The sequence below is a fragment of the Xinfangfangia pollutisoli genome, assembly GCF_020179405.1.
Classification (GTDB): Bacteria; Pseudomonadota; Alphaproteobacteria; order Rhodobacterales; family Rhodobacteraceae; genus Pseudogemmobacter; species Pseudogemmobacter pollutisoli.
The window spans coordinates 153,798-172,891 of the sequence record NZ_JAICBZ010000001.1 but is presented as its reverse complement, the minus strand read 5'-3'; the positions used below and the strand labels follow the sequence as shown (position 1 = coordinate 172,891).

Here is a 19,094-nt window from a genome sequence, read left to right as displayed (position 1 = left end):
CCGGTCAGGGCCCGAGGCCTTTTGGGTCAGCCGGCGACCGGCACCTTGGTATCCGACATGCGATAGCGGAACTTCGTATCGGTCAGCCCCGCCGCATCCGACAGTTCCGCTGCCAGCAGCTGGGCCGCGAAAATGTCGATGATGCCCTGCGCGATGCGGTTTTCCACCGCCGGCACCTTGATCACGGTCAGCAGATCGCCCTCGGCCACGCCCTCGGCCGTGGTCACCAAAAGCGCCGGGCAGCCGATCTTCTGCAGATGCTGGGCCAGTTCCACCTCGCGCCCGGCGCCGAACAGCACCACCGCCGTGCCCGCATCCATGCTTTCCATCGGCCCGTGCAGGTAATGCCGCGTGTCATAGGCCGCCGCCGGAATGCGCGAGGCTTCGCGGATCAGCAGCGAGGCGCCATCGGCCGTGCCAAGCGCCGCGCCGGCGCCGACGCAATCCACCGCCCGGCGCGCAGGCATCAGCGCAGCCAGACGTTTCATCTTGGCGCCGGCCGTGGCCAGAACCTCGGTGGCCAAGGCCGGGATCGCCGCGAAGGAATCGGCCGCCCCCATCAGCGTTTCAAACGCCATGCCGGCGGCCAGAAGCGTGGCGGTGTAGCCGGTGCTGGACGGCGTCGCGTCCGAGCCATTGGCCAGCCGCAGATGCAGGTTGGCGGCCTTGGCCAGCGGGCTTTCGGGATCATTGGTGATGGCCAGCCGCGCCGCCTGCGGCAGCTTTTCCAGCGCCGCCACGGTTTCGACGCTGCGGCCGCGATGCGACAGGCCGACCAGCGCGTCGCACAGATCCAGCCCGCGGTCCATGTCGACCGAGCGGATGGCGAAGGCGCGCTTGCCCTGCGCCTGCATCTCGGCCGCAACCACGGTGGCGGCGGCAAAGCTGGCGCCGATGCCGGTGACGCCGATCACCGGCTTGTCCAGGATCGACAGATCCATCCCGGCCAGTTCCGCCTTCACGGCGGCATGGGTATCGGCCAGCGCCTCGGGCTGGCGGGCGATGGTGGAACGATAGCTCACGTCTAGGTCCTTCCTGAGATCAGGGCAGCGCAGCCGCGGCCCCGGGGGTGACGGCAAGCCCGGCGGCCAGGCGACAGGCGCCCTCGACCGGCTTTCCGATGAAAAGATGCGGCTGAAGCGCGCCGGCGCTGGCCTCGGTCAGGCCCTGGGCAAAGGCCTGCCACAGAAGCGGCTGGGCGGCGATCACGCTGCCGCCGGCCACCGCATGGCCCGCACCCGCGCCGCGCCGCTGCACCAGCACCGCCAGATCGGCCAGCGCCCGGCCGCCCTCGCGGATCACGTCGCGCGCCAGCACCGATCCGGCTTCGGCCGCGGCAAAGACCGCCGGCGCATGCCGCCCGACTTCGGCGGCCGAGCGCATCTCCGACAGCACGCTGCCCAGCCGCGGCACCGAAGGCACCTGCAACGCGGCAAAGATCGCCTCGACCAGCGGCTCGTCCCGCCCGCCGCCGGCATCGAAATGCCGCGCCACGGCGCGCACCGCCTCGCGCACCAGGCTGGGGGCGCTGCCCTCGTCGCCGACGATCCAGCCCCAGCCGCCGGCAACCAGCATGCCGCCGCCGTCGGGCCGGCAAACGGCGATGGACCCGGTTCCCGCCACCACGCCGATCTGGCCCTGCAGCCCCAGCGCCAAGGGCATCAACTCGGCATCGTTGACCACCCGCAGCGGAAGCGCGGTCTGCGCGGCGAAGGCCTGCTGGAACGCCGCGCATTCCGCCGCATCGTCGCAGCCATGCGCGCCCACGCCCAGGGCCGCGACCCGCGCGCCGCCGGTCAGGTCCTGCATGATCTCCAACAGCCGCGCCGCGTCGCGCTGCCAGTCGCGCACCCGCCAGTCGCGGCTGGCGATCACCAGATCGCGCGGCGCGCCTTCGCCGCCCAGCGGCAGCGCGCGCAGATGCGTTTTCGTGCCGCCGATGTCGATCCCGACGATCAGCGCCGTTTCGTCCCGCTGTGCCTGCATCATGCCGCCCGCCCGTCCCGGCCGCGGATGCGCAGCCCGTCGGGTCCGAAGATCAGCGCATGGCGCAGATCGGCCGCCACCCGCAGCACCGAGGGCGCCAGATCGGCCTCGCGCCCGGCGCGCAGGGTGATGCGCGTGCCATCGGCCAGATCCAGATGCACGAAGCTTTCCGAGCCCAGCTCCTCGACCATCACCACCCGGCCTTCCAGCACCAGCCCCGCCGGCGCCTCGCCCGGCGCGACCAGATGCAGATGCTGCGGCCGCAGGCCCAGTTCCACCGCGCCCTGCAGCCCCGGCACGTCCAGCGGCAGATCCGCCTGCCCCGACCCGCCGATCCCGCTTAGGCGCAGGCGACCCGCTTCCGAAGCCACGACCTGGGCCGGCAGGAAATTCATCTTGGGCGAGCCGACGAAACCCGCGACGAAACGGTTGTCGGGGTCGTCATACAGCTGCAGGGGCGGCCCGGCCTGCTGCACGCGCCCGCCGCTCATCACCACCATCTTGTCGGCCAAGGTCATCGCCTCGACCTGATCATGGGTGACATAGATCATCGTGGTGCCCAGCCGGCGGTGCAGGTCCATCAGCTCGGCCCGCATCTGCACCCGCAATTCGGCGTCCAGGTTGGACAGCGGCTCGTCGAACAGAAAGGCCCGCGGCTCGCGCACGATGGCGCGGCCGATGGCGACGCGCTGCTTCTGCCCGCCCGACAATTGCCCGGGCTTGCGGTCCATCAGCCGGTCCAGCTTCAGGATCGCCGCCGCCTGCCCCACGGCCTTGGCGATCATCTCGCGCGGCTTGCGCGCCATGCGCAGCCCGAACGAGACATTCTGGAAAATCGTCATATGCGGGTAAAGCGCATAGGACTGGAACACCATCGCCGTGCCGCGCGCTGCGGGTTCGATGTCGTTCACGACCTGACCCTCGATGGAAATCGTGCCCGATGTGATGGTCTCCAGCCCCGAGATCATCCGCAGAAGCGTGGATTTCCCGCAGCCCGAAGGGCCCAAGAAAACCACGAATTCGCCCTTCTCGATCAAAAGGTTGACGTTTTCCAATACGGTCTGCGCGCCGTAGGATTTCGAGACGGATGTGATGTCAAGGAAGGCCATGTTTGCTCCGATCAGCCCTTGCTTCCCGACATGGCGATGCCTTCAACGATCTTGCGCTGGAAGATCAGGAAGAACAGCAAGGGCGGGATCGCGGCCAGAAGATTGGCGGTCATGACCGTGTCGACCGTGTGGTGCGACAGGGGCGAGTTGAACAGGCCCACGACCTGACCGACGGTGTACATTTCGGGCTTGGTGGCCACGATCAGCGGCCACATGTAATTGCCCCAGGTCTGCATGAAGGTCAGGATCGCCAGCGTGACCATGGCATTGCGGCACAAGGGCAGCGCGACATGCCAGTAGATCTGGAAATGGCTGGCACCATCCAGCCGCGCGGCCTCGATCATGTCCTTCGGGATGGCGCGCATGAACTGCACCAGCATGAACAGCCCGAAGGCCGAGGCCAGGCCGGGCACGACCAGCCCCTGCATCGAATTCAGCCAGCCGATCCGCGCCGTCAGCAGATAGGTCGGAATCACCGTCACCGCCGTCGGCACCATCAAAGACAGCATGACCACGGCAAACAGCGCCTTGCGGCCCGGAAAGTCGAACAGCGAGAATTCGAAGGCCGCCAGCGATCCGAACAGCAGCACGCCCGCGATGGTCAGCACCGCGTAAAGCAGCGAGATCGCATAGGCGCGCAGATAGCCGGTCTCGGCAAAGATCATGTGGATCTTGTCGAACCCCGCCGAAAGCGAGGTGGGCCAGAGCCGCGGGTTCAGCGACACCGGCTCGCCCGGCAGGGCGAAGACCACGTTGATCATCCACCAGATCGGGAACAGCGCCACGACGGCAATCGCCAAGGCCAGCATCCATTTCGCCACCGTCCAGGGGGTGACGCCTGCGGTAACGGCATTCATCTCCGCTCTCTCCAGCTGCGCAACAGGAACATGGCGGCGGTGATGGCGATGATCGCCAGGGTCAGCAGGAAGCCATAGGCGGCGGCCTCGCCGAACTTCACCCCGCCGAAGGCGCGGCCCATCATGTCCATCACCGGAAACAGCAGCGCATTGCGCCGCCCGCCATAGCTGGTGAAGGACGATCCGGTCAGCAGCCAGGGCTTGTCGAAGACCTGCATCGCCGAGATCAGCCCGTAGGTGAAGACGAAGAACAGGACCGGCGCCAGCATCGGCACGGTCACATGCACGATCTGCTGCCACTTGTTGGCGCCATCGAGCCGCGCGGCCTCGTACAGCTCGGTCGGGATGTTCTTCAGCCCGGCCAGCAGGATCACCATGTTGAACCCGGCCGAGACCCAGACATCGACGGCGATCAGCGCATACATCATCGTGCCGGTGTCGTTCAGAAAGTTCACCGAACCCGCGCCGAACCAGCCCAGGATCACATTCAACAGCCCCAGATTGGGCGCATAGATCCAGCGCCAGATCGTCGCCGCCAGAAAGGCGGGCAGCACGACCGGCATGAAATAGGCGTTGCGGAAGAAATTCGCCCAACGGCCGGTGAAACTGTCGACCAGCAAAGCCAGGCCAAGCGCCACCAGAATGCCCAGGGGCACGGTGATCGCGATATAGATCAGCAGGTTGCCCATGGCCCGGCTGAAATCGCGCGAGGCCAGGATCTTCTCGTAATTCTGCAGGCCCACGAATTCCGGCGGCTTGGCGCCGTTCCAGTCGTGGAAGCTGTAATAGAAGCCGCTCAGGATCGGATACAGGAAGAAGACCGCGAACAGGATCATGAACGGCGCGATCATGAGGTAATGCGGCAGATGGCGGCGCAGGGACATGCGGGCTCCGTCAGGGGATGCGGCCGGCACCTTGGCCGACCGCAGGGATTTGGATCGCGCAGGGCCTATTGGGCCAGGCAGGCGTTCAGCTCTTCGATCATCGCCTTGGCGCCCTCTTCGGGCGTGTATTCCCCATCGGCCGTGGCCGAGGCGAAGTCGATCACCGTCGCGTTGTAGCAGCTGGGCACCGAATCGATGAAATAGGGCGCCGCCACATCCATCGCGCCATGCGCCGCATCGACCGAGACCTTGATCAGGGGCAGCGCCGAGACATCGGGGTCGGCCATGGCCGCGGCATTGGCGTTGTAGCGCGACAGAAGCTTGGCCCAGCGGGCCATCTGCGCCTTCTCGGTGATGAAGGCCGCGAATTCGAAGGCGATTTCCGCATTCGGGCCCGGCGCCACGCCGATCATCTCATAGCTGCGGATGCCGCCGGTCTTGCCCGGCTCGTCGCCCGGGATCAGCACGAAATCGTATTTCAGCCCGCTGGCCTTGGCCGCCTCGGCATAGGTCGGGTTGACCCAGGGGCCGACCGTGTGGAAGGCCAGCTGATCCGAGATGAACAGATCCTTCGTCGCCTGATCGTTGCGGCTGGTGCCGGTGTTCAGATCCTTCATGTCGACGAATTTCTGCAGCACCTTGGTCATGATCGCCGGGTCGATCCGGGTCTTGCGGTTTTCCCAGTCGAAACCCCAGGTCTCGGTGCTGCCCGAGGTCGCGTAGATCTCGGCGATCGAGTTGAAGACCAGCGTCTCATCCGGGATCGCATAAAGACCCGCCGCCTTGACGGCCTGCATCTGCGCATACCAGTCGGCCCAGCTGGCCGGCGGCACCGAGGCGTCGATCCCGGCCTTCTCCAGCACGGTCAGGTTGCGATAGAGAAGCGAGCCGAAGCCGGTATAGGGCAGGCAGTACAGCTCTTCGGGGCGCGGCATGCAGGCGGCCAGGGCCGATTCGTCGAACTGGGCCCGAAACGCTTCGGGCATGGCCATCCATTTGCTGTACAGATTGTCCAGCGCCCCCACCTCGACCAGCTGGGCGCCGACCGATTGGGCATTCATGAACACGTCCGGCAGGTTGCCGCTGGCCGCACCCGCCACCTGGCCCGCGGTCAGGTCGTCATCGCCCTTGCCGACGATGTTCACCGTCACGCCCGGATGCGCGGCGGTGAATTCCTTGATGAAGTCCTGCTGCAGGGCCAGCGCCTCGCCCTGGGCGAAGTCGGAATAGACCCAGTATTCCAGCGTCACATCCTGCGCGGCGGCGATGCCCGCCATCGACATTGCGACCAGCGCGGCAATCCCGGCCGCCCCGGAACGAAGAGTGCTGTGCGTCTTCATTTTTCCTCCTGTTGGAACCCGCGCCGTCGGGGACGGCCCGCCGCCCTTATGTGTTAGGCTGCTTAACTAATAAAAACGAACAGGCAGACGTCAAGCCTTTCCTGCAGGCAGGACGGCAAAATCTGCGGAAGGTCAGGCCTCTTGCCCGATCACCCGCGGCAATGCTGTTTCGATGGCCAGCCGCTCGATCCCCAGCACGGTCGCATCGGCGCCCAGCAGGGTGGACCGGATCTCGGCGGCATAGGACAGGCGGTTCACCGTCTCGCGCACGCCGGGCAGCAACAGGGGCGAGGCGCCAAGCCCCCCGCCCAGAACGACAAGACCGGGATCGACCACGCTGACACAGCTGGCCACCGTCGCGCCGATGTCGTCGGCATGGCGCGCCACATGCTGCAGCGCAAGCGCATGGCCCGCGCCGGCCAGCGCCAGCAATTCGGCCGTGTCGGCTGGCGCCGTGCCCGCATCGGCCGGCCAGTCGGCGCGCACCCGGGCCAGAAAGGCCTCGGTGCCCAGATATTGCTCGGCCTCGCCGGGCCGGGGCTGCAGGCCGGGGGCAAAGGGAAAGCTCAGATGGCCGATCTCGCCCGCGGCGCCGTTGCGGCCGCGGATCAGCTGATCGCCCAGCATCAGCCCCATGCCGATCTTCACCCCGACCTGGACATAGGCGAAATTCGCCTCGCCCCGCGCCGCGCCGTAATGGCGCTCGGCCACCGCGGCGCAGTTCACGTTGTTCTCCAACACCACATCCACGCCCGGCGGCGGGGTGAAGGCGCTGAACACCACTTCCTGGCGGCTGGCCACCACATCGCCGCCCGGCCCCACAACCCGCGTCGGCACCGCAATGCCAAGCGCGCGCAGCGGCCCCCAGTCGGGCTGCGTCGCCGCCAGCGCCGCCGCCACCTGCTGGGCCACGGCGCGGCTGACCTGATCGTTGATCGAGATCTGGCTGACCGGCAGGCGGTAGACCCGCGCATCCAGAAGCCGCCGGTCCAGCGTCGAGACCCGCAGGCTGACATGGGTCGATCCCGCATCGACCGCCATCACATGGCCCGCGCCCTGCCCCACCCGGTATTGCGCCGCACTGCGCCCCAGGGGCCCCTGCACGGCACCGATCATCTCGACCAGGCCGGGCTTTTCCAGTTCGGCAATCGCCGCCGACATGGTCGGTCGCGACAGGCCCAGCGACTGGCCGATCTGCGGCCGGGTCGAGGGGCCTTCTTCGACCAGACGCCGGAACACGGCGCGCGCGCTGCCGGTCAGCGCAGGTCGGGCTGCGGCAGGCAGTCTCTGGTCCAAAGCGTCCTCGAACATGGTAGGGGCGCAGAGTGTCAGACTGACCGGGCAGAGTAAAGCAAGCGCCCGCGCGTCGCTTCCGCCTTGTGCAGCCCGAACCAGCGCAGGCGGTTTGGCCTGCGGGCGGGCCGGCGGTCAAGCGGCATGGCCTAATGCCATGCGCTGTCCTATCCTGCGGCTGAGCGATGATTTGAACGGCCCGGCGGCCCGTTTCCCGCCAGGGCCTGGTCGGCCATGGTCTTCCCGCCCGACCGAAGCGAAGGACAGACCATGCCCCCCCGCCTTCTTTGCGCCACCGATTTCTCGGAACGCTCCGACCGGGCCCTGCGCCGCGCCGTTCTGGTGGCCCAGGCGCATCAGGCCCGGCTGGATCTGGTTCATGTCGTCGATGACGACCGCCCCAAACGGCTGGTCGATCACGAGGCCGCCGATGCCCGCGCCCTGCTGCACCGGATGGCGCAGACGCTGCAGCAGCATGACGGCCTGCGCTCCGAGACCGAGGTGATCTTCGCCGATCCGTTCGAGGGGCTGTTGCGCGCGGCCGAAACCCGGCCCCTGCTGCTGGTTCTGGGCCCGCATCGCCGCCAGGCCCTGCGCGATGCCTTCATCGGCACCACGGCCGAGCGGGTGATCCGCAAGGCCGCCTGCCCGGTGCTGACGGTCAATGCCCCGCCGGCCGGCCCCTATCGCCACATCCTGCTGACCACCGATCTTTCCGAAACCTCGGCCGCGGCGCTGCAGGGCTTTCTGGATCTGGGGCTGTTCCCCCAGGCGCGGCATTCCCTGCTGACCGTCTTCGATCTGCCCTTCCTGCGCCTGGCCATGGCCGACACTTTGCCGCCGCCCGACCAAAGCCGCGAAATCGCCGCCCATTCCGCCACGTCGCTGGCCGATCTGGCGCGCTTCGCCGCGGGCTTGCGCGGCCCGCTGCTGCAGCCCCTGACGCGGCGGCGCGAAGCGGGCGAGGCGGCCGAGATCCTGAAGGCCGCGGCCGAGATCGGGGCCGATCTGGTGGTCATGGTCAGCCAGGGCAGAAGCGCGCTGGCGCGGATGATGTTGGGCAGCGTCACCCAGCAGGTGCTGCAGCAGGCCCAGGTCGACGTGCTGACCCTGCCCTGCCCCGCCAGCGCCTAGGCAGCCCCCTGCGCCGCGGCTTTCCCGGTCATTCGGCCATCTGCGTGACGAATTTCGTCGTCAGATAGGCCTCGATCGCCTCGGACCCGCCTTCCGTGCCATAGCCCGAATCGCGCACGCCGCCGAACGGCACCTCGGGCAGGGCCAGACCCAGATGGTTGATCGTGGTCATGCCGGCGTCGATCTCCAGCCCCAGCCGCTGGATCGAGCGGGCCGAGCGGGTGAAGGCATAAGAGGCCAGGCCGTAAGGCAGGCGGTTCGCCTCGGCGATCGCATCGTCCAGCGACGCGAAGCGGTTCACGATGGCCACGGGCCCGAAGGGTTCCTCATGCATGATCCTGGCCGACAGCGGCACATCGGCCAGCACTGTGGGCGGGAAGAAATTGCCGACATTGCCGATCCGCTTGCCCCCGGTCACCAGCTTTGCGCCCTGCGCGACCGCATCGGCCACCAATGTCTCCAGCGCGGCCACGCGGCGGTCATTCGCCAGCGGCCCGATCTGGACACCCTCCTCCAGCCCGTTGCCCTGGCGTGCGGCTTGCACGGCCGCAGTAAAACCGGACAGGAAGGGATCGAACACCGCCTCTTGCACCAGAAAGCGCGTGGGCGCGACACAGACCTGCCCGGCATTGCGCAGCTTGCTGCCCGCGATCAGCCGCACCGCCTTGTCCAGATCGGCGTCGTCACAGACGATCACCGGCGCATGGCCGCCCAGCTCCATCGTCACCCGCTTCATGTGCTGGCCGGCCAGCGCGGCCAGATGCTTGCCGACCGGCGTCGAGCCGGTGAACGAGATCTTGCGGATCACCGGATGCGGGATCAGGTATTCCGAGATTTCCGCAGGCACCCCGTAGACCAGATTGATCACGCCGGCCGGCACGCCGGCATCGGCAAAGGCGCGGATCAGCGCGGCCGGGGCGGCGGGGGTTTCCTCAGGCGCCTTGACGATGATCGAACAGCCCGCCGCCAGGGCGGCCGAAACCTTGCGCACCGCCTGATTGATCGGGAAGTTCCAGGGCGTGAAGGCCGCAACCGGGCCGACCGGCAGCTTGACCGTCATCTGCGTGACGCCCGGCACCCGGGCCGGGATGATCTGGCCATAGGCGCGGCGACCCTCTTCGGCGAACCAGTCGATGATATCGGCGGCGGCCAGCACCTCGCCGCGGGATTCCGCGACCGGCTTGCCCTGTTCGCGGGTCAGGGTGACGGCAATCTCTGCCGCCCGCGCGCGCAGCAGGTCGCCGGCGCGGCGCATGATCCGGCAGCGCTCGAACACACCCGTGGCCGCCCAGATCGAAAAGCCGCGCGCGGCGGCGTCAAGGGCGGCATCCAGATCGGCGATCTCGGCCCGGGCGACGGTGCCGATCTGTTCCGAGGTGGCGGGGTCGATCACGGGAATGACACGCCCGCCGCTGCCCGCACACCAGGTGCCGTCGATGAAAAGCTGGGTATCGGGGTAAGTCGCAGTCATCGGATGTCCTTGGCGGATGCGGAAACGGAATGCGGCGAAGGCCGCGCGGGGTCAGTTGCCCGGCAGATAGCCAAGCGCGGCCGAAATGGTCTGGGCCGCCTCCATCACTTGCGGGGCGATCAGTTTCAGCTGTTTGCGCTTGATGCGGGAATCGGGGCCGGACATGCCGATCGCGCCGACCAGATCCCCCGTGCGGCCCAGGATGGCGCAGGCACAGGCGGCAATGCCCTCGCGCCATTCGCCCTGCAGCACCATCGCATAGCCCTGCTCTCGGGCCAGCTGGATATCCGCGCGCAGATCCTCGATCGTGACACGGGTGGTATCGGTGTAGCGGCGCAGATGGGGCCGGAACCGTTCCAGATAGTCGTCGGGCATATGGGCCAGCATCGCCTTGCCGGTGGCCACGGTGAAGGCCGGCGCGCGCGAGCCCACACTGGTATTGGCGCGGATGTGATGCGCGCTTTCGATCTTTTCGACATAGACGACGTCGATATCGTCCAGGATCGACAGATGGATCGTCTCGCCGGTCTGGTCGGCCAGCCGCTGCATCGTCGGACGGGCGACCGAGATCAGATCCATGCGCCGGATCACATGGCTGCCCAATTCCCAGATCTTGGTCGTCAGCTCATAGGTGCTGTTCGGCGGCACCTGCCTTACATAGCCTTGCGCCTGAAGGGTTTGCAGCAGGCGGTGGATATTGCTTTTCGTCATCGCCAGCTGCGTGGCAAGATCGCTGACGCCGCGCGGCTTGGGACTGACGGCAAGGCATTCCAGCAATCGCAGCCCCTTTATGAAAGCCTTGTCCATCACGGCACGTCATTCCTTTCGGCACAGATCGCCACAGGCGCGCGATCTTTGCCAGTATACGGTAGGTTGCGGTGGCCGCCACCGCAGCAAGCGGCCACCGCGCAAGATTATTGCGCCAGAAGCGCGTTCAGCTGTTCCTGACCATATTCCTCATTGGTCATGGCGCCGTCCGCCGTCATCGCCCCCCAGTAATCCGGGCTCCATTCGATGGCGCGCGACACGTTTGCCGGGTTGTTGGCCCAATAGACGCTGATCGCGGGATCGGCCGCCTCGAACACCACCGGCGAAGGCAGCGCCACCGGGAAGTTCGAGGTCAGCTCGGCGGCGCGCTGCGGCTCCAGCCGCCAGGACAGCAGCTTCATCGCATTCTCGTAATTCGGCGCCCCCTTGGGGATCGAGAAGAAGTCGTAATAGACGAAGCCCTGGTTCCATTCGACTTCGATCGGCGCGCCTTCAAGCGCCAGCTTCGAGGTCGAGCCGGTATAGGCCATGCACATATCCGCCTCGCCATCCAGCAGCAGCTGCGGCGGCTGGGCCGAGGTGGTCCACCATTTCGACACATGCGGCTTGATCTCGGCGATCTTCTTCAGCGCGCGCTCCATGTCCAGCGGGTAAAGCTGGTCCTTCGGCACGCCATCGGCCATCAGCGCCGCTTCCATCACGAAGCGGGGCCAGGCGGGCAGGCAACGCTGGCCCGGGAATTTCTCGACATCCCAGAAATCGGCCCAGCTGGCCGGCTTCGCATCGCCGCTATAGACGTCCTTGTTATAGACCAGCCCCACGCCGATCACCTGCAGCGCCACCCCCTTCTGACGCTTCAGATTGTCGGGCATGGCGGCAAGGGTCTTCTGCGCCTCGTCGGACATCATGCTGTAGTCGATGTCGGCCAGGCAGCAATCGCCCAGAAGCTTGGTTTCCTGGTCAAAGATGAAGGTCAGGTCCCATTCGGTTTTGCCGGCTTCGACCTGGGCCTTGATGCGCGGGCCCGAGCGCGCCTCTTGCACGGTGACCACGGTGATGCCGGTTTCCGCGGTGAAGGGATCGTACATGACCTTGCGCAGCGCCTCGCCATAGCCGCCGCCGGGATCTTGCATGATGACTTCGGTGCTTTGCGCGGCCACCGGCCCCGCCAGCAGGGTGGTCACGGCCAGGGCCGAAACCAATCCCCTCAGGTTTTTCCGTTCAAGCATAACATCCTCCTCCGTTGTTGGGCTTGATCTTGTCGTCAATGGCCTCCACGCGACCGGGACAGAACCGGACGCGCCAGGATCACCCCGCCGACCACCAGCAGCACTTCCAGCGTCGAGACCACCGCCAGAACCGGGTTCAGCTGGTAGTTGATGTCCGCCCACAGCATCAGCGGCAGCGTCTTCATCCGCGGGCTGGACAGGAACAGCGACAGCACCAGCTCATCGAACGAATGCAGGAAGGCGAAGAACACCGCTGCCGCCAGACCCGGCGCGATGGCGGGCAGCGTGACGGTGCGAAAGACGGTCAGCGGCGATGCGCCATGCACGGCGGCGCCCTGCTCCAGCCGGCGATCCACCGCCTGCAGCGAGGCCGCGACAATCACCACCACGATCGGGATACCGCCAATCGCATGGGCGGCCGCCAGTCCGAAATAGGTGCCGACCAGCCCCAGCTGCAAAAACAGGCTGTACAGCGACAGGCCCATCACCACGGGCGGCACGATCATCGGGCTGACCAGCAACAGCATCAGCGCCGATTTGTAGCGGATCTCGCTGCGCACGATGCCCATGGCCGCGGATGCGCCCAGGGTGACCGCAATCACCGCCGACAGCGCCGCGATCCCCATCGAATTCCAGAAGGCCGTCATCCAGTTGGAATCCGAGAAGAACTTCTCATACCACTTCAGCGACCAGCCCGGCGGCGGGAAGGTCAGGTAGCTGGCCTCGCTGAACGAGATGACGATGACGACAAGGATCGGCAGGATCAGCGCGCTGATGATCACAAAGCCGATGCCCCGCACCGTCCATATGCCCACCGAAGCCGGCATCCGGCCCAGGATCCGCAGCAGCGGCCAGCCGACCGTATCGGCGAAGACCATGCCCAGGCTGCGGCGCCGCGGCCGGGTCTTGCCGGGCCGCGACTCGGTGGCGGTCTCGGCCGGTTCCGCCAATTTGCCGCCGCCCCAGATGAACTCGAACCCCATCAGGCGCCCCGCCACGCCCACGACGATCAGCGTGATCAGCAAAAGCACGACCGCCAGCGCCTGAAGGAAGCCCTCGCCGGTGATGGAATCGGCCTGCTGGGTGATGTGCATGGCGAACATCTGATCCGCCGGGCCGCCCAGAAGCGTGGGCGTGATGAAGAAGCCAAGCGCGCTGACGAAGACCAACAGAAAGCCTGCGCCGATTCCGGGCAGGGTCAGCGGCAGAAGCACCCGCCAGAACACGGCCAACGGCCCCGCCCCACTGGCCAAGGCCGCACGGGTCAGGCCGGGATCAAGCCGCGACAGGCTGGAATAGATGCTCAGCACCATCAGCGGCATCAGCACCGCCGTCATGCCCAGAAGCACCGTGCCGCGATTGAACAGCAAGGCCAGCGGCTGGTCATAGATCCCCAGCCAGATGGCGAATTTGTTGATCGGCCCATTGCGGCCAAGCAACACCATCCAGGCATAGGTGCGGATCAGAATGGCGATGAAATAGGGCAGGATGACCGCGGTCGCGATCAGCACCTGCGTCGTGCCCCGGCTGCGCTGGATCAACAGCGCGGTCGGATAGCCGAAGACCACGCAAAGACAGGCCACCGTCAGCGCGATCTGCATCGTCCGCACCAGCGAATCCCAGTACAGCGGCACCGAGAAGACACGGTCGAAATAGGCCCACCAGGGATCGCCCGACAGGCTGACGCGGCCCAGATCAATCAGCGGCATGACATAGATCACCGCCAGGAACAGCGTCGCGGGCACCAGCAGCAGGGCGGGGTTGCGCAGCAGCGGTCTGCGGCGCGCCGGGGCGGTCTCGGAGACAGGCAGGTCCGTCATGCCAGCACCCAGCAATCCTCAGCGCCCCAGCTGACATGAATCTGGCTGCCGACCTGCGGCAGGCTGCGCGCGGCCGTGTCCTGGCAGCGGATCAGCAGGGTCTCGCCCCCGGCCAGCTCGGCCTCGATCCGCAGGGTTTCGCCCATGAACAGGGCCGAGGTCACGGTGGCGGGCACGCTTTCGGCGGTTGCCGTGTCGCAAAGCGCGATGCGTTCGGGGCGCACCAGAACCGTGGCCGTGCCCCGGGCACCGGGATCGCGGCTTTGCGCCTGAAACAGCAGGCCCGCGCGGCTGCGCAAGCGCATCATGCCGCCGCGATTCTCCAGGATCTCGGCCTCCAGCAGATTGCTTTCGCCGACGAAAGACGCAACGAAGCGGCTTTGCGGATGACGGTAGATTTCCAGCGGACGCGCGACCTGGATGATGTGACCCTTGTCCATCACCGCGATGCGGTCGCTCATCGTCAGCGCCTCGCTTTGGTCATGGGTGACGAAGATGATCGTGCTGCCGATGGTCTGGTGCAGGGCGCGGATCTCGATCTGAATCGATTCGCGCAGCCGCCGGTCCAGCGCCGAAAGCGGCTCGTCCATCAAGACGACCTTGGGCCGCATCACGATCGCCCGGGCAATCGCCACGCGCTGCTGCTGACCGCCCGACATCTCGGACGGCGTCTTGCGCGCATGCTCTGACAGCCGCATCATTTCCAGCGTTTCGGCCACGCGCCGGTCGCTGGTGGCACGGTCGACGCCCGCCATGCGCAGCGGGAAGGCGACGTTCTGCGACACCGTCATGTTGGGGAACAGGGCATAGCTCTGGAAGACCATGCCGAAGCCGCGCCGATGGGTGGGCACATGGGCGATGGACTTGCCATCAATCAGGATTTCGCCACCGTCGATGGTCTGGAATCCGGCCAGAAGGTTCAGAAGCGTGGTCTTGCCGCTTCCCGAGGGCCCCAGCAAGGTGATGAACTCGCCCGGCTCGACATCCAGGCTGATGCGGTCCGCCGCGCAGAAGGCCCCATAGGTCTTCACCACGTTCCGCATCGAGATGCTTGAACCGATCACGTCGCGGCTGGCCTCAATCGGGGCTGCAGCCGCGACGCCCCGACGGGGTTCGCGCCAAGCCAAGGTCTCTGCCATTGCTTCCTCCCTCGTGTTCCATAGTATGGAACGCCATTCTGTATCTTATTTTCCGGCGACATTTTCACTTGTCAAGAAAATCCGCAGGCCCCTCTGCCGCCGGGTCGAAATAATCCTCGCAGCACAGACATTGACACGTCGCGCGGGCTCTGCCTATCATAATTTCAGAAAGCCGTTCCACGATATAGAACGCGCTGACGCCGGGCCCTTCGGGGCCGGGCGCGAGGGGGGAAGGATCGGAATGCAGGGCGATCTTCGGTCAATGGCAAGCCGGGTCCGGCCGGGCATGTGCCTTGCGCTGCCGGTCGATTATGCCGGCGTCTCGATGGCGATGACCGCGCCGCTGATCCAGAATGGCGCGGGCGATTTGCATCTGGTCTGCGTCCCGACCGGCGGCTTGCAGGTTGATCAGCTGATCGGGGCCGGACTTGTGGGCCTGGTCGAAACCAGCGCCGTCAGCCTGGGCGAAGCGGGCGGTGCGCCCCGTTTCAACGCAGCGGTCAAGTCGGGCAGCATTCGCCTGCGCGATGCCACCTGCCCGGCCATCCATGCCGGGCTGATGGCCGCCCAGAAGGGCAGCCCCTTCATGCCGATGCGCGGCCTGATCGGAACCGATGTGCTGCGCCATCGCCAGGATTGGCGGGTGATCGACAACCCCTTTGCCACCGAGGGCGATCCGGTGGTGCTGATCCCCGCCATCCACCCCGATATCGCGATCTTTCATGCGCCGATGGCCGACCGTTCCGGCAATGTCTGGATCGGACGGCGGCGCGAGCTGGCGGCGATGGCCTATGCATCGTCCCAGACGCTGGTGACGGTCGAGCGGATCGTCGAGCAGAACCTGCTGGCCGACGAGACGACCGCGGCCGGCACTCTGCCCGCGCTTTACGTGACCGAGGTCGCCCAGGCGCCGCGCGGGGCCTGGCCCTATGGGCTTTGGGGCGAATATCCCACCGATACGGCCGAACTGATGCGCTATGCCAGCGCCGCCCGCAGCGCCGAGGGTTTCGCCGATTACATGGCCGGGCAGGCAAAGGTGCAGGCATGACTTTGGCCCCGCTTCCGCGTGAGATCCTGATCTGCACCATTGCCCGGCTGCTCGACGGCGTGCGCCATGTCGCGGTTGGCGCCTCTTCGCCCATGCCCGCCGCCGGCGCGATGCTGCGCCGCGCGCTGGATGAGGGCCAGGCGCAGGTGCGGCTGTCGATCCTTGGCTCGGTTGCGCATAACTTCTTCACCAATGGCTCGGCCGAGCTGTTCGACAGCGCCGGTCAGGGGCGGCTGGATGCCTTCTTTCTGGGAGGCGGCCAGATCGACGGTCAGGCCAATGTCAATCTGGTGGGCGTGGGCGACTATCCGCAGACCAGCGTGCGCTGGCCGGGATCCTTCGGGTCCGCCTATCTGTACTTCACCGTGCCCCGCGTGATCCTGTTCCGCGAAGAGCATACGCCCCGGGTGATGGTCGAGAAGGTCGATTTCATCTCGGCCCCCGGGATCAGCCCGCCGGGGGTCTATCGTCCGGGCGGTCCGGTGGCGCTGCTGACCAGCAAGGCGCTGTTCCGCTTCGAACGCGACCGTCCCGGCTTCGTGCTGGAAAGCCTGCATCCCCGTCACAGTCTGGACGAGCTTCGCGCCGCGACCGGCTTTGCCTTTGCCCATGACGAAGACCCGCCCGTGACGCCTGCGCCCGATGCCGCCACGCTGGCGCTGCTGCGCGGGCGCGTGCTGGACGAGCTGGAAGAAACCTACCCCGCCTTTGCCGCGGACTGGCGCCGCGAATTGGCGGCGCATTCTCTTGCCTGATCGAAGGACATTCCAATGCTGCATCCCGGCTCTTTGGCCAATCTCAAGGTGATCGACGCCAGCCGCGTGCTGGGCGGCCCCTATGCCGGGCAGATCCTGGCCGACCACGGCGCCGATGTGATCAAGGTGGAACCGCCCGGCGGCGATGAAACCCGGGGCTGGGGCCCGCCCTTCCTTGAAGGCGCCGCCAGCTACTTCCTGGGTCTGAACCGCAACAAGCGCGGCATCGCCGTCGATCTGGCGCAAGAGGCCGGACGCGCCCTGCTGCTGGAACTGCTGGCGGGGGCGGATGTCTTCATCGAGAATTTCAAGACCGGCACATTGGAACGCTGGGGCCTGGGCCATGACGAGCTGGCCGCCCGATTCCCCCGGCTGATCCATTCCCGCATCTCGGGCTTCGGCGCCGATGGCCCGATGGGCGGCCTGCCCGGCTATGATGCCGCCATTCAGGCGCTGTGCGGCATCATGAGCGTGAATGGCGAGGCCGGAGGACAGCCGCTGCGCGTCGGCCTGCCCGTGGTCGATATGGTGACCGGGCTGAATGCCACGATCGGCATCCTGATGGCGCTGAACGAGCGTGCCCAAAGCGGCAAGGGCCAGTTCGTCGAAACCAGCCTTTACGATTGCGGCGTCTCGTTGCTGCATCCGCATCTGCCGAATTACTATCTGTCGGGCAAGGTTGCGGGCACCTCGGGCAATGCCCATCCGAACATCTGCCCCTATGACAGCTTTGCCACCGCCACGACCCCGATCTTCCTGGCCGTGGGCAACAACCGGCAATTCGTCACCCTCTGCCGCCAGATCGGCCGTCCCGACCTGCCGGATGACCCGCGCTTTGCCACCAATGGCGAGCGCAACATCCACCGCGACGCGCTGAAGGTCGAACTGGAAGCCGCCCTGGCAGGCTTCGACTGTGCCACATTGTCGGATCAGCTGATCAAGGCCGGCGTCCCCTGTGGCGCGGTGCGCAGCATTGACGCTGTGATGGCCGATCCGCATACGCTGCATCGCGAGATGGTGGTGGATATCGGCGCCTATCGCGGCACGGGCAGCCCGATCAAGCTGTCGCGCACCCCGGCCAGCTATCGCCGCGCGCCGCCGCAATTTGCCGAACACAGCGTCGAAGTCCTGCAAGAACACGACCTCGACGCCGAAGCCTACAGCGCCGTCCTTCCGGGCCTCGGCGCGCACGCAAAGGATGCGACATGACCCAGACAGAACTGACCATCGGCGTCATCGGCGACGGGTTCATGAAACCCGCATTCTTCATCGACGCCCTGAAGACCCGCCTGGGCGCGCGCCCCGTCTCGTTCCGCGAGATGGAGATCGGCTGGCCCCTGCAGCGGCAATCGACCAAATATGACAAGACCTTGCCGGTCGGCGAATTCGTGGGCCGCCCCGAGGAATATTACGGCTTCATCCAGGGTCTCGATATCCTGGTGACCCATCTTGCGCCGATCATCGGCGACAGCATGGATCAGGCGCCCGACCTGAAGGTGATCGCCGTCTCGCGCGGCGGGCCGGTGAATGTCGACATGGCGGCCGCGCGCGCCCGCGGCATCACGGTGATCAACACGCCCGGGCGGAATGCCTCGGCAGTGGCGGAATTCACCGTGGCCTCGCTGCTGGCCGAGACGCGCAACCTGATCCGCGGCCATAATGACGTGGCCAACGGAACCTGGGGGCGCAGCTATTATCACAGCGATCATGTCGGCCCCGAACTGTGCGAACTGACCATCGGGATCGTGGGCTATGGCGATATCGGCACCCGGGTCGCGCGGCTGCTTCAGCCCTTTGGCTGCAAGATCGTCATCTATGACCCGTTCAAAGAGCTGACCGAGGCCGAGAAGGCCGCCGGATTTGAAAAGGCCGATCTGGACGATCTGATGCGGCGCTGCGATGTGGTGACCCTGCATCCGCGCGTGACGCCCGAGACCAAGGGCATGATCAGCCGCGCCCGCATCGAAATGATGAAGCCCGGCGGATATATCGTGAACACGACCCGCGGCCAGGTCCTGGATTACGCCGCACTTTACGATGCGCTGGTCAGCGGCCATCTCAGGGGAGCCGCGCTGGACACGTTCGAGCCGGAACCCCCGCCGAAGGACTGGCCGTTGCTGAAGCTGCACAATGTGACATTGTCGCCGCATATCGCGGGTGCCTCGCGTTATGCCGCGGTGAAATGCGCCCGGATGATCGCCGAGGATATCGCCTTGATCCTTGACGGCCAGCCGCCGCTCTATCCCTGCAAATGAGGTGAT

General features: G+C 66.5%; 17 protein-coding genes. 5 read left to right on the top strand and 12 right to left on the bottom strand.

The annotated features are described in order from the left end of the window. Positions 1-26: 26 nt before the first annotated feature. From K1Y73_RS00765 to K1Y73_RS00735, 7 genes are all read right to left on the bottom strand, one after another. Complete coding sequence (locus K1Y73_RS00765) at positions 27-1,022, bottom strand: SIS domain-containing protein (protein ID WP_225025999.1); 996 nt, start codon at positions 1,020-1,022, stop codon at positions 27-29. Positions 1,023-1,041: 19 nt separating this feature from the next. After that, positions 1,042-1,989, bottom strand: a complete 948-nt coding sequence (locus K1Y73_RS00760; RefSeq protein WP_225025998.1) for a BadF/BadG/BcrA/BcrD ATPase family protein — start codon at positions 1,987-1,989, stop codon at positions 1,042-1,044. Further along, a complete protein-coding gene (locus tag K1Y73_RS00755) occupies positions 1,986-3,095 on the bottom strand; it encodes an ABC transporter ATP-binding protein (protein ID WP_225025997.1) in 1,110 nt (369 codons plus the stop codon). Before K1Y73_RS00755 ends, K1Y73_RS00760 begins: the two co-directional genes overlap by 4 nt. An 11-nt stretch (positions 3,096-3,106) precedes the next feature. Continuing rightward, positions 3,107-3,952 carry a carbohydrate ABC transporter permease gene (locus K1Y73_RS00750; protein WP_225025996.1) on the bottom strand — a complete coding sequence of 282 codons (846 nt, stop codon included), beginning with the start codon at positions 3,950-3,952 and terminating at the stop codon, positions 3,107-3,109. Next, a complete protein-coding gene (locus K1Y73_RS00745) occupies positions 3,949-4,836 on the bottom strand; it encodes a carbohydrate ABC transporter permease (RefSeq protein WP_225025995.1) in 888 nt (295 codons plus the stop codon). Before K1Y73_RS00745 ends, K1Y73_RS00750 begins: the two co-directional genes overlap by 4 nt. A 65-nt stretch (positions 4,837-4,901) precedes the next feature. Beyond that, complete coding sequence (locus tag K1Y73_RS00740; RefSeq protein ID WP_225025994.1) at positions 4,902-6,176, bottom strand: ABC transporter substrate-binding protein; 1,275 nt, start codon at positions 6,174-6,176, stop codon at positions 4,902-4,904. A 132-nt stretch (positions 6,177-6,308) separates the two neighbouring features. Then, a complete protein-coding gene (locus tag K1Y73_RS00735) occupies positions 6,309-7,415 on the bottom strand; it encodes an ROK family transcriptional regulator (RefSeq protein WP_225025993.1) in 1,107 nt (368 codons plus the stop codon). Between the two features lie 324 nt (positions 7,416-7,739). On the opposite strand from K1Y73_RS00735, the gene K1Y73_RS00730 reads away from it, so the two are divergent. Further along, a complete protein-coding gene (locus tag K1Y73_RS00730; protein ID WP_225025992.1) occupies positions 7,740-8,603 on the top strand; it encodes a universal stress protein in 864 nt (287 codons plus the stop codon). Positions 8,604-8,631: 28 nt separating this feature from the next. Here K1Y73_RS00730 and K1Y73_RS00725 read toward each other — a convergent pair whose 3' ends face one another. The 5 genes from K1Y73_RS00725 to K1Y73_RS00705 form a co-directional block, all read right to left on the bottom strand. Beyond that, entirely contained in the window at positions 8,632-10,074 is a 1,443-nt protein-coding gene (locus K1Y73_RS00725) for an NAD-dependent succinate-semialdehyde dehydrogenase (protein ID WP_225025991.1), read from the bottom strand. 51 nt (positions 10,075-10,125) lie between these two features. Beyond that, a complete protein-coding gene (locus K1Y73_RS00720) occupies positions 10,126-10,881 on the bottom strand; it encodes an IclR family transcriptional regulator (protein WP_225025990.1) in 756 nt (251 codons plus the stop codon). Between the two features lie 107 nt (positions 10,882-10,988). Beyond that, on the bottom strand, positions 10,989-12,071 hold the full coding sequence (locus K1Y73_RS00715) for an extracellular solute-binding protein (RefSeq protein ID WP_225025989.1): 1,083 nt from the start codon (positions 12,069-12,071) through the stop codon (positions 10,989-10,991). A gap of 35 nt (positions 12,072-12,106) precedes the next feature. Next, positions 12,107-13,891, bottom strand: a complete 1,785-nt coding sequence (locus tag K1Y73_RS00710) for an ABC transporter permease subunit (RefSeq protein WP_225025988.1) — start codon at positions 13,889-13,891, stop codon at positions 12,107-12,109. Continuing rightward, the gene (locus tag K1Y73_RS00705) at positions 13,888-15,030 is read right to left on the bottom strand and encodes an ABC transporter ATP-binding protein (protein WP_225025987.1); all 1,143 of its coding nucleotides are present in this window, start codon (positions 15,028-15,030) and stop codon (positions 13,888-13,890) included. The genes K1Y73_RS00710 and K1Y73_RS00705 overlap by 4 nt, the downstream gene beginning before the upstream one ends. 262 nt (positions 15,031-15,292) lie before the next feature. Between K1Y73_RS00705 and K1Y73_RS00700 the strand changes: the two genes are divergently transcribed. From K1Y73_RS00700 to K1Y73_RS00685, 4 genes are read left to right on the top strand one after another with little or no spacing between them, the layout of a single operon-like run. Then, the gene (locus K1Y73_RS00700; RefSeq protein WP_225025986.1) at positions 15,293-16,078 is read left to right on the top strand and encodes a CoA transferase subunit A; all 786 of its coding nucleotides are present in this window, start codon (positions 15,293-15,295) and stop codon (positions 16,076-16,078) included. Next, positions 16,075-16,833: a CoA transferase gene (locus K1Y73_RS00695; RefSeq protein ID WP_225025985.1), complete on the top strand. Its 759-nt coding sequence runs from the start codon at positions 16,075-16,077 to the stop codon at positions 16,831-16,833. Before K1Y73_RS00700 ends, K1Y73_RS00695 begins: the two co-directional genes overlap by 4 nt. A 15-nt stretch (positions 16,834-16,848) precedes the next feature. Beyond that, positions 16,849-18,042: a CaiB/BaiF CoA transferase family protein gene (locus K1Y73_RS00690; protein ID WP_225025984.1), complete on the top strand. Its 1,194-nt coding sequence runs from the start codon at positions 16,849-16,851 to the stop codon at positions 18,040-18,042. Beyond that, a complete protein-coding gene (locus K1Y73_RS00685) occupies positions 18,039-19,088 on the top strand; it encodes a 2-hydroxyacid dehydrogenase (RefSeq protein ID WP_225025983.1) in 1,050 nt (349 codons plus the stop codon). The genes K1Y73_RS00690 and K1Y73_RS00685 overlap by 4 nt, the downstream gene beginning before the upstream one ends. Positions 19,089-19,094: the final 6 nt, after the last annotated feature.

Bases quoted from the DNA above. Each gene is read 5' to 3' on its own strand.
- K1Y73_RS00700 (WP_225025986.1), top strand. From the start codon at position 15,293: ATGGCAAGCCGGGTCCGGCCGGGCATGTGCCTTGCGCTGCCGGTCGAT.
- K1Y73_RS00750 (WP_225025996.1), bottom strand. From the start codon at position 3,952: ATGAATGCCGTTACCGCAGGCGTCACCCCCTGGACGGTGGCGAAATGG.
- K1Y73_RS00710 (WP_225025988.1), bottom strand. From the start codon at position 13,891: ATGACGGACCTGCCTGTCTCCGAGACCGCCCCGGCGCGCCGCAGACCG.
- K1Y73_RS00725 (WP_225025991.1), bottom strand. From the start codon at position 10,074: ATGACTGCGACTTACCCCGATACCCAGCTTTTCATCGACGGCACCTGG.
- K1Y73_RS00685 (WP_225025983.1), top strand. From the start codon at position 18,039: ATGACCCAGACAGAACTGACCATCGGCGTCATCGGCGACGGGTTCATG.
- K1Y73_RS00760 (WP_225025998.1), bottom strand. From the start codon at position 1,989: ATGATGCAGGCACAGCGGGACGAAACGGCGCTGATCGTCGGGATCGAC.
- K1Y73_RS00745 (WP_225025995.1), bottom strand. From the start codon at position 4,836: ATGTCCCTGCGCCGCCATCTGCCGCATTACCTCATGATCGCGCCGTTC.
- K1Y73_RS00715 (WP_225025989.1), bottom strand. From the start codon at position 12,071: ATGCTTGAACGGAAAAACCTGAGGGGATTGGTTTCGGCCCTGGCCGTG.
- K1Y73_RS00755 (WP_225025997.1), bottom strand. From the start codon at position 3,095: ATGGCCTTCCTTGACATCACATCCGTCTCGAAATCCTACGGCGCGCAG.
- K1Y73_RS00740 (WP_225025994.1), bottom strand. From the start codon at position 6,176: ATGAAGACGCACAGCACTCTTCGTTCCGGGGCGGCCGGGATTGCCGCG.
- K1Y73_RS00690 (WP_225025984.1), top strand. From the start codon at position 16,849: ATGCTGCATCCCGGCTCTTTGGCCAATCTCAAGGTGATCGACGCCAGC.
- K1Y73_RS00705 (WP_225025987.1), bottom strand. From the start codon at position 15,030: ATGGCAGAGACCTTGGCTTGGCGCGAACCCCGTCGGGGCGTCGCGGCT.
- K1Y73_RS00730 (WP_225025992.1), top strand. From the start codon at position 7,740: ATGCCCCCCCGCCTTCTTTGCGCCACCGATTTCTCGGAACGCTCCGAC.
- K1Y73_RS00695 (WP_225025985.1), top strand. From the start codon at position 16,075: ATGACTTTGGCCCCGCTTCCGCGTGAGATCCTGATCTGCACCATTGCC.
- K1Y73_RS00720 (WP_225025990.1), bottom strand. From the start codon at position 10,881: ATGGACAAGGCTTTCATAAAGGGGCTGCGATTGCTGGAATGCCTTGCC.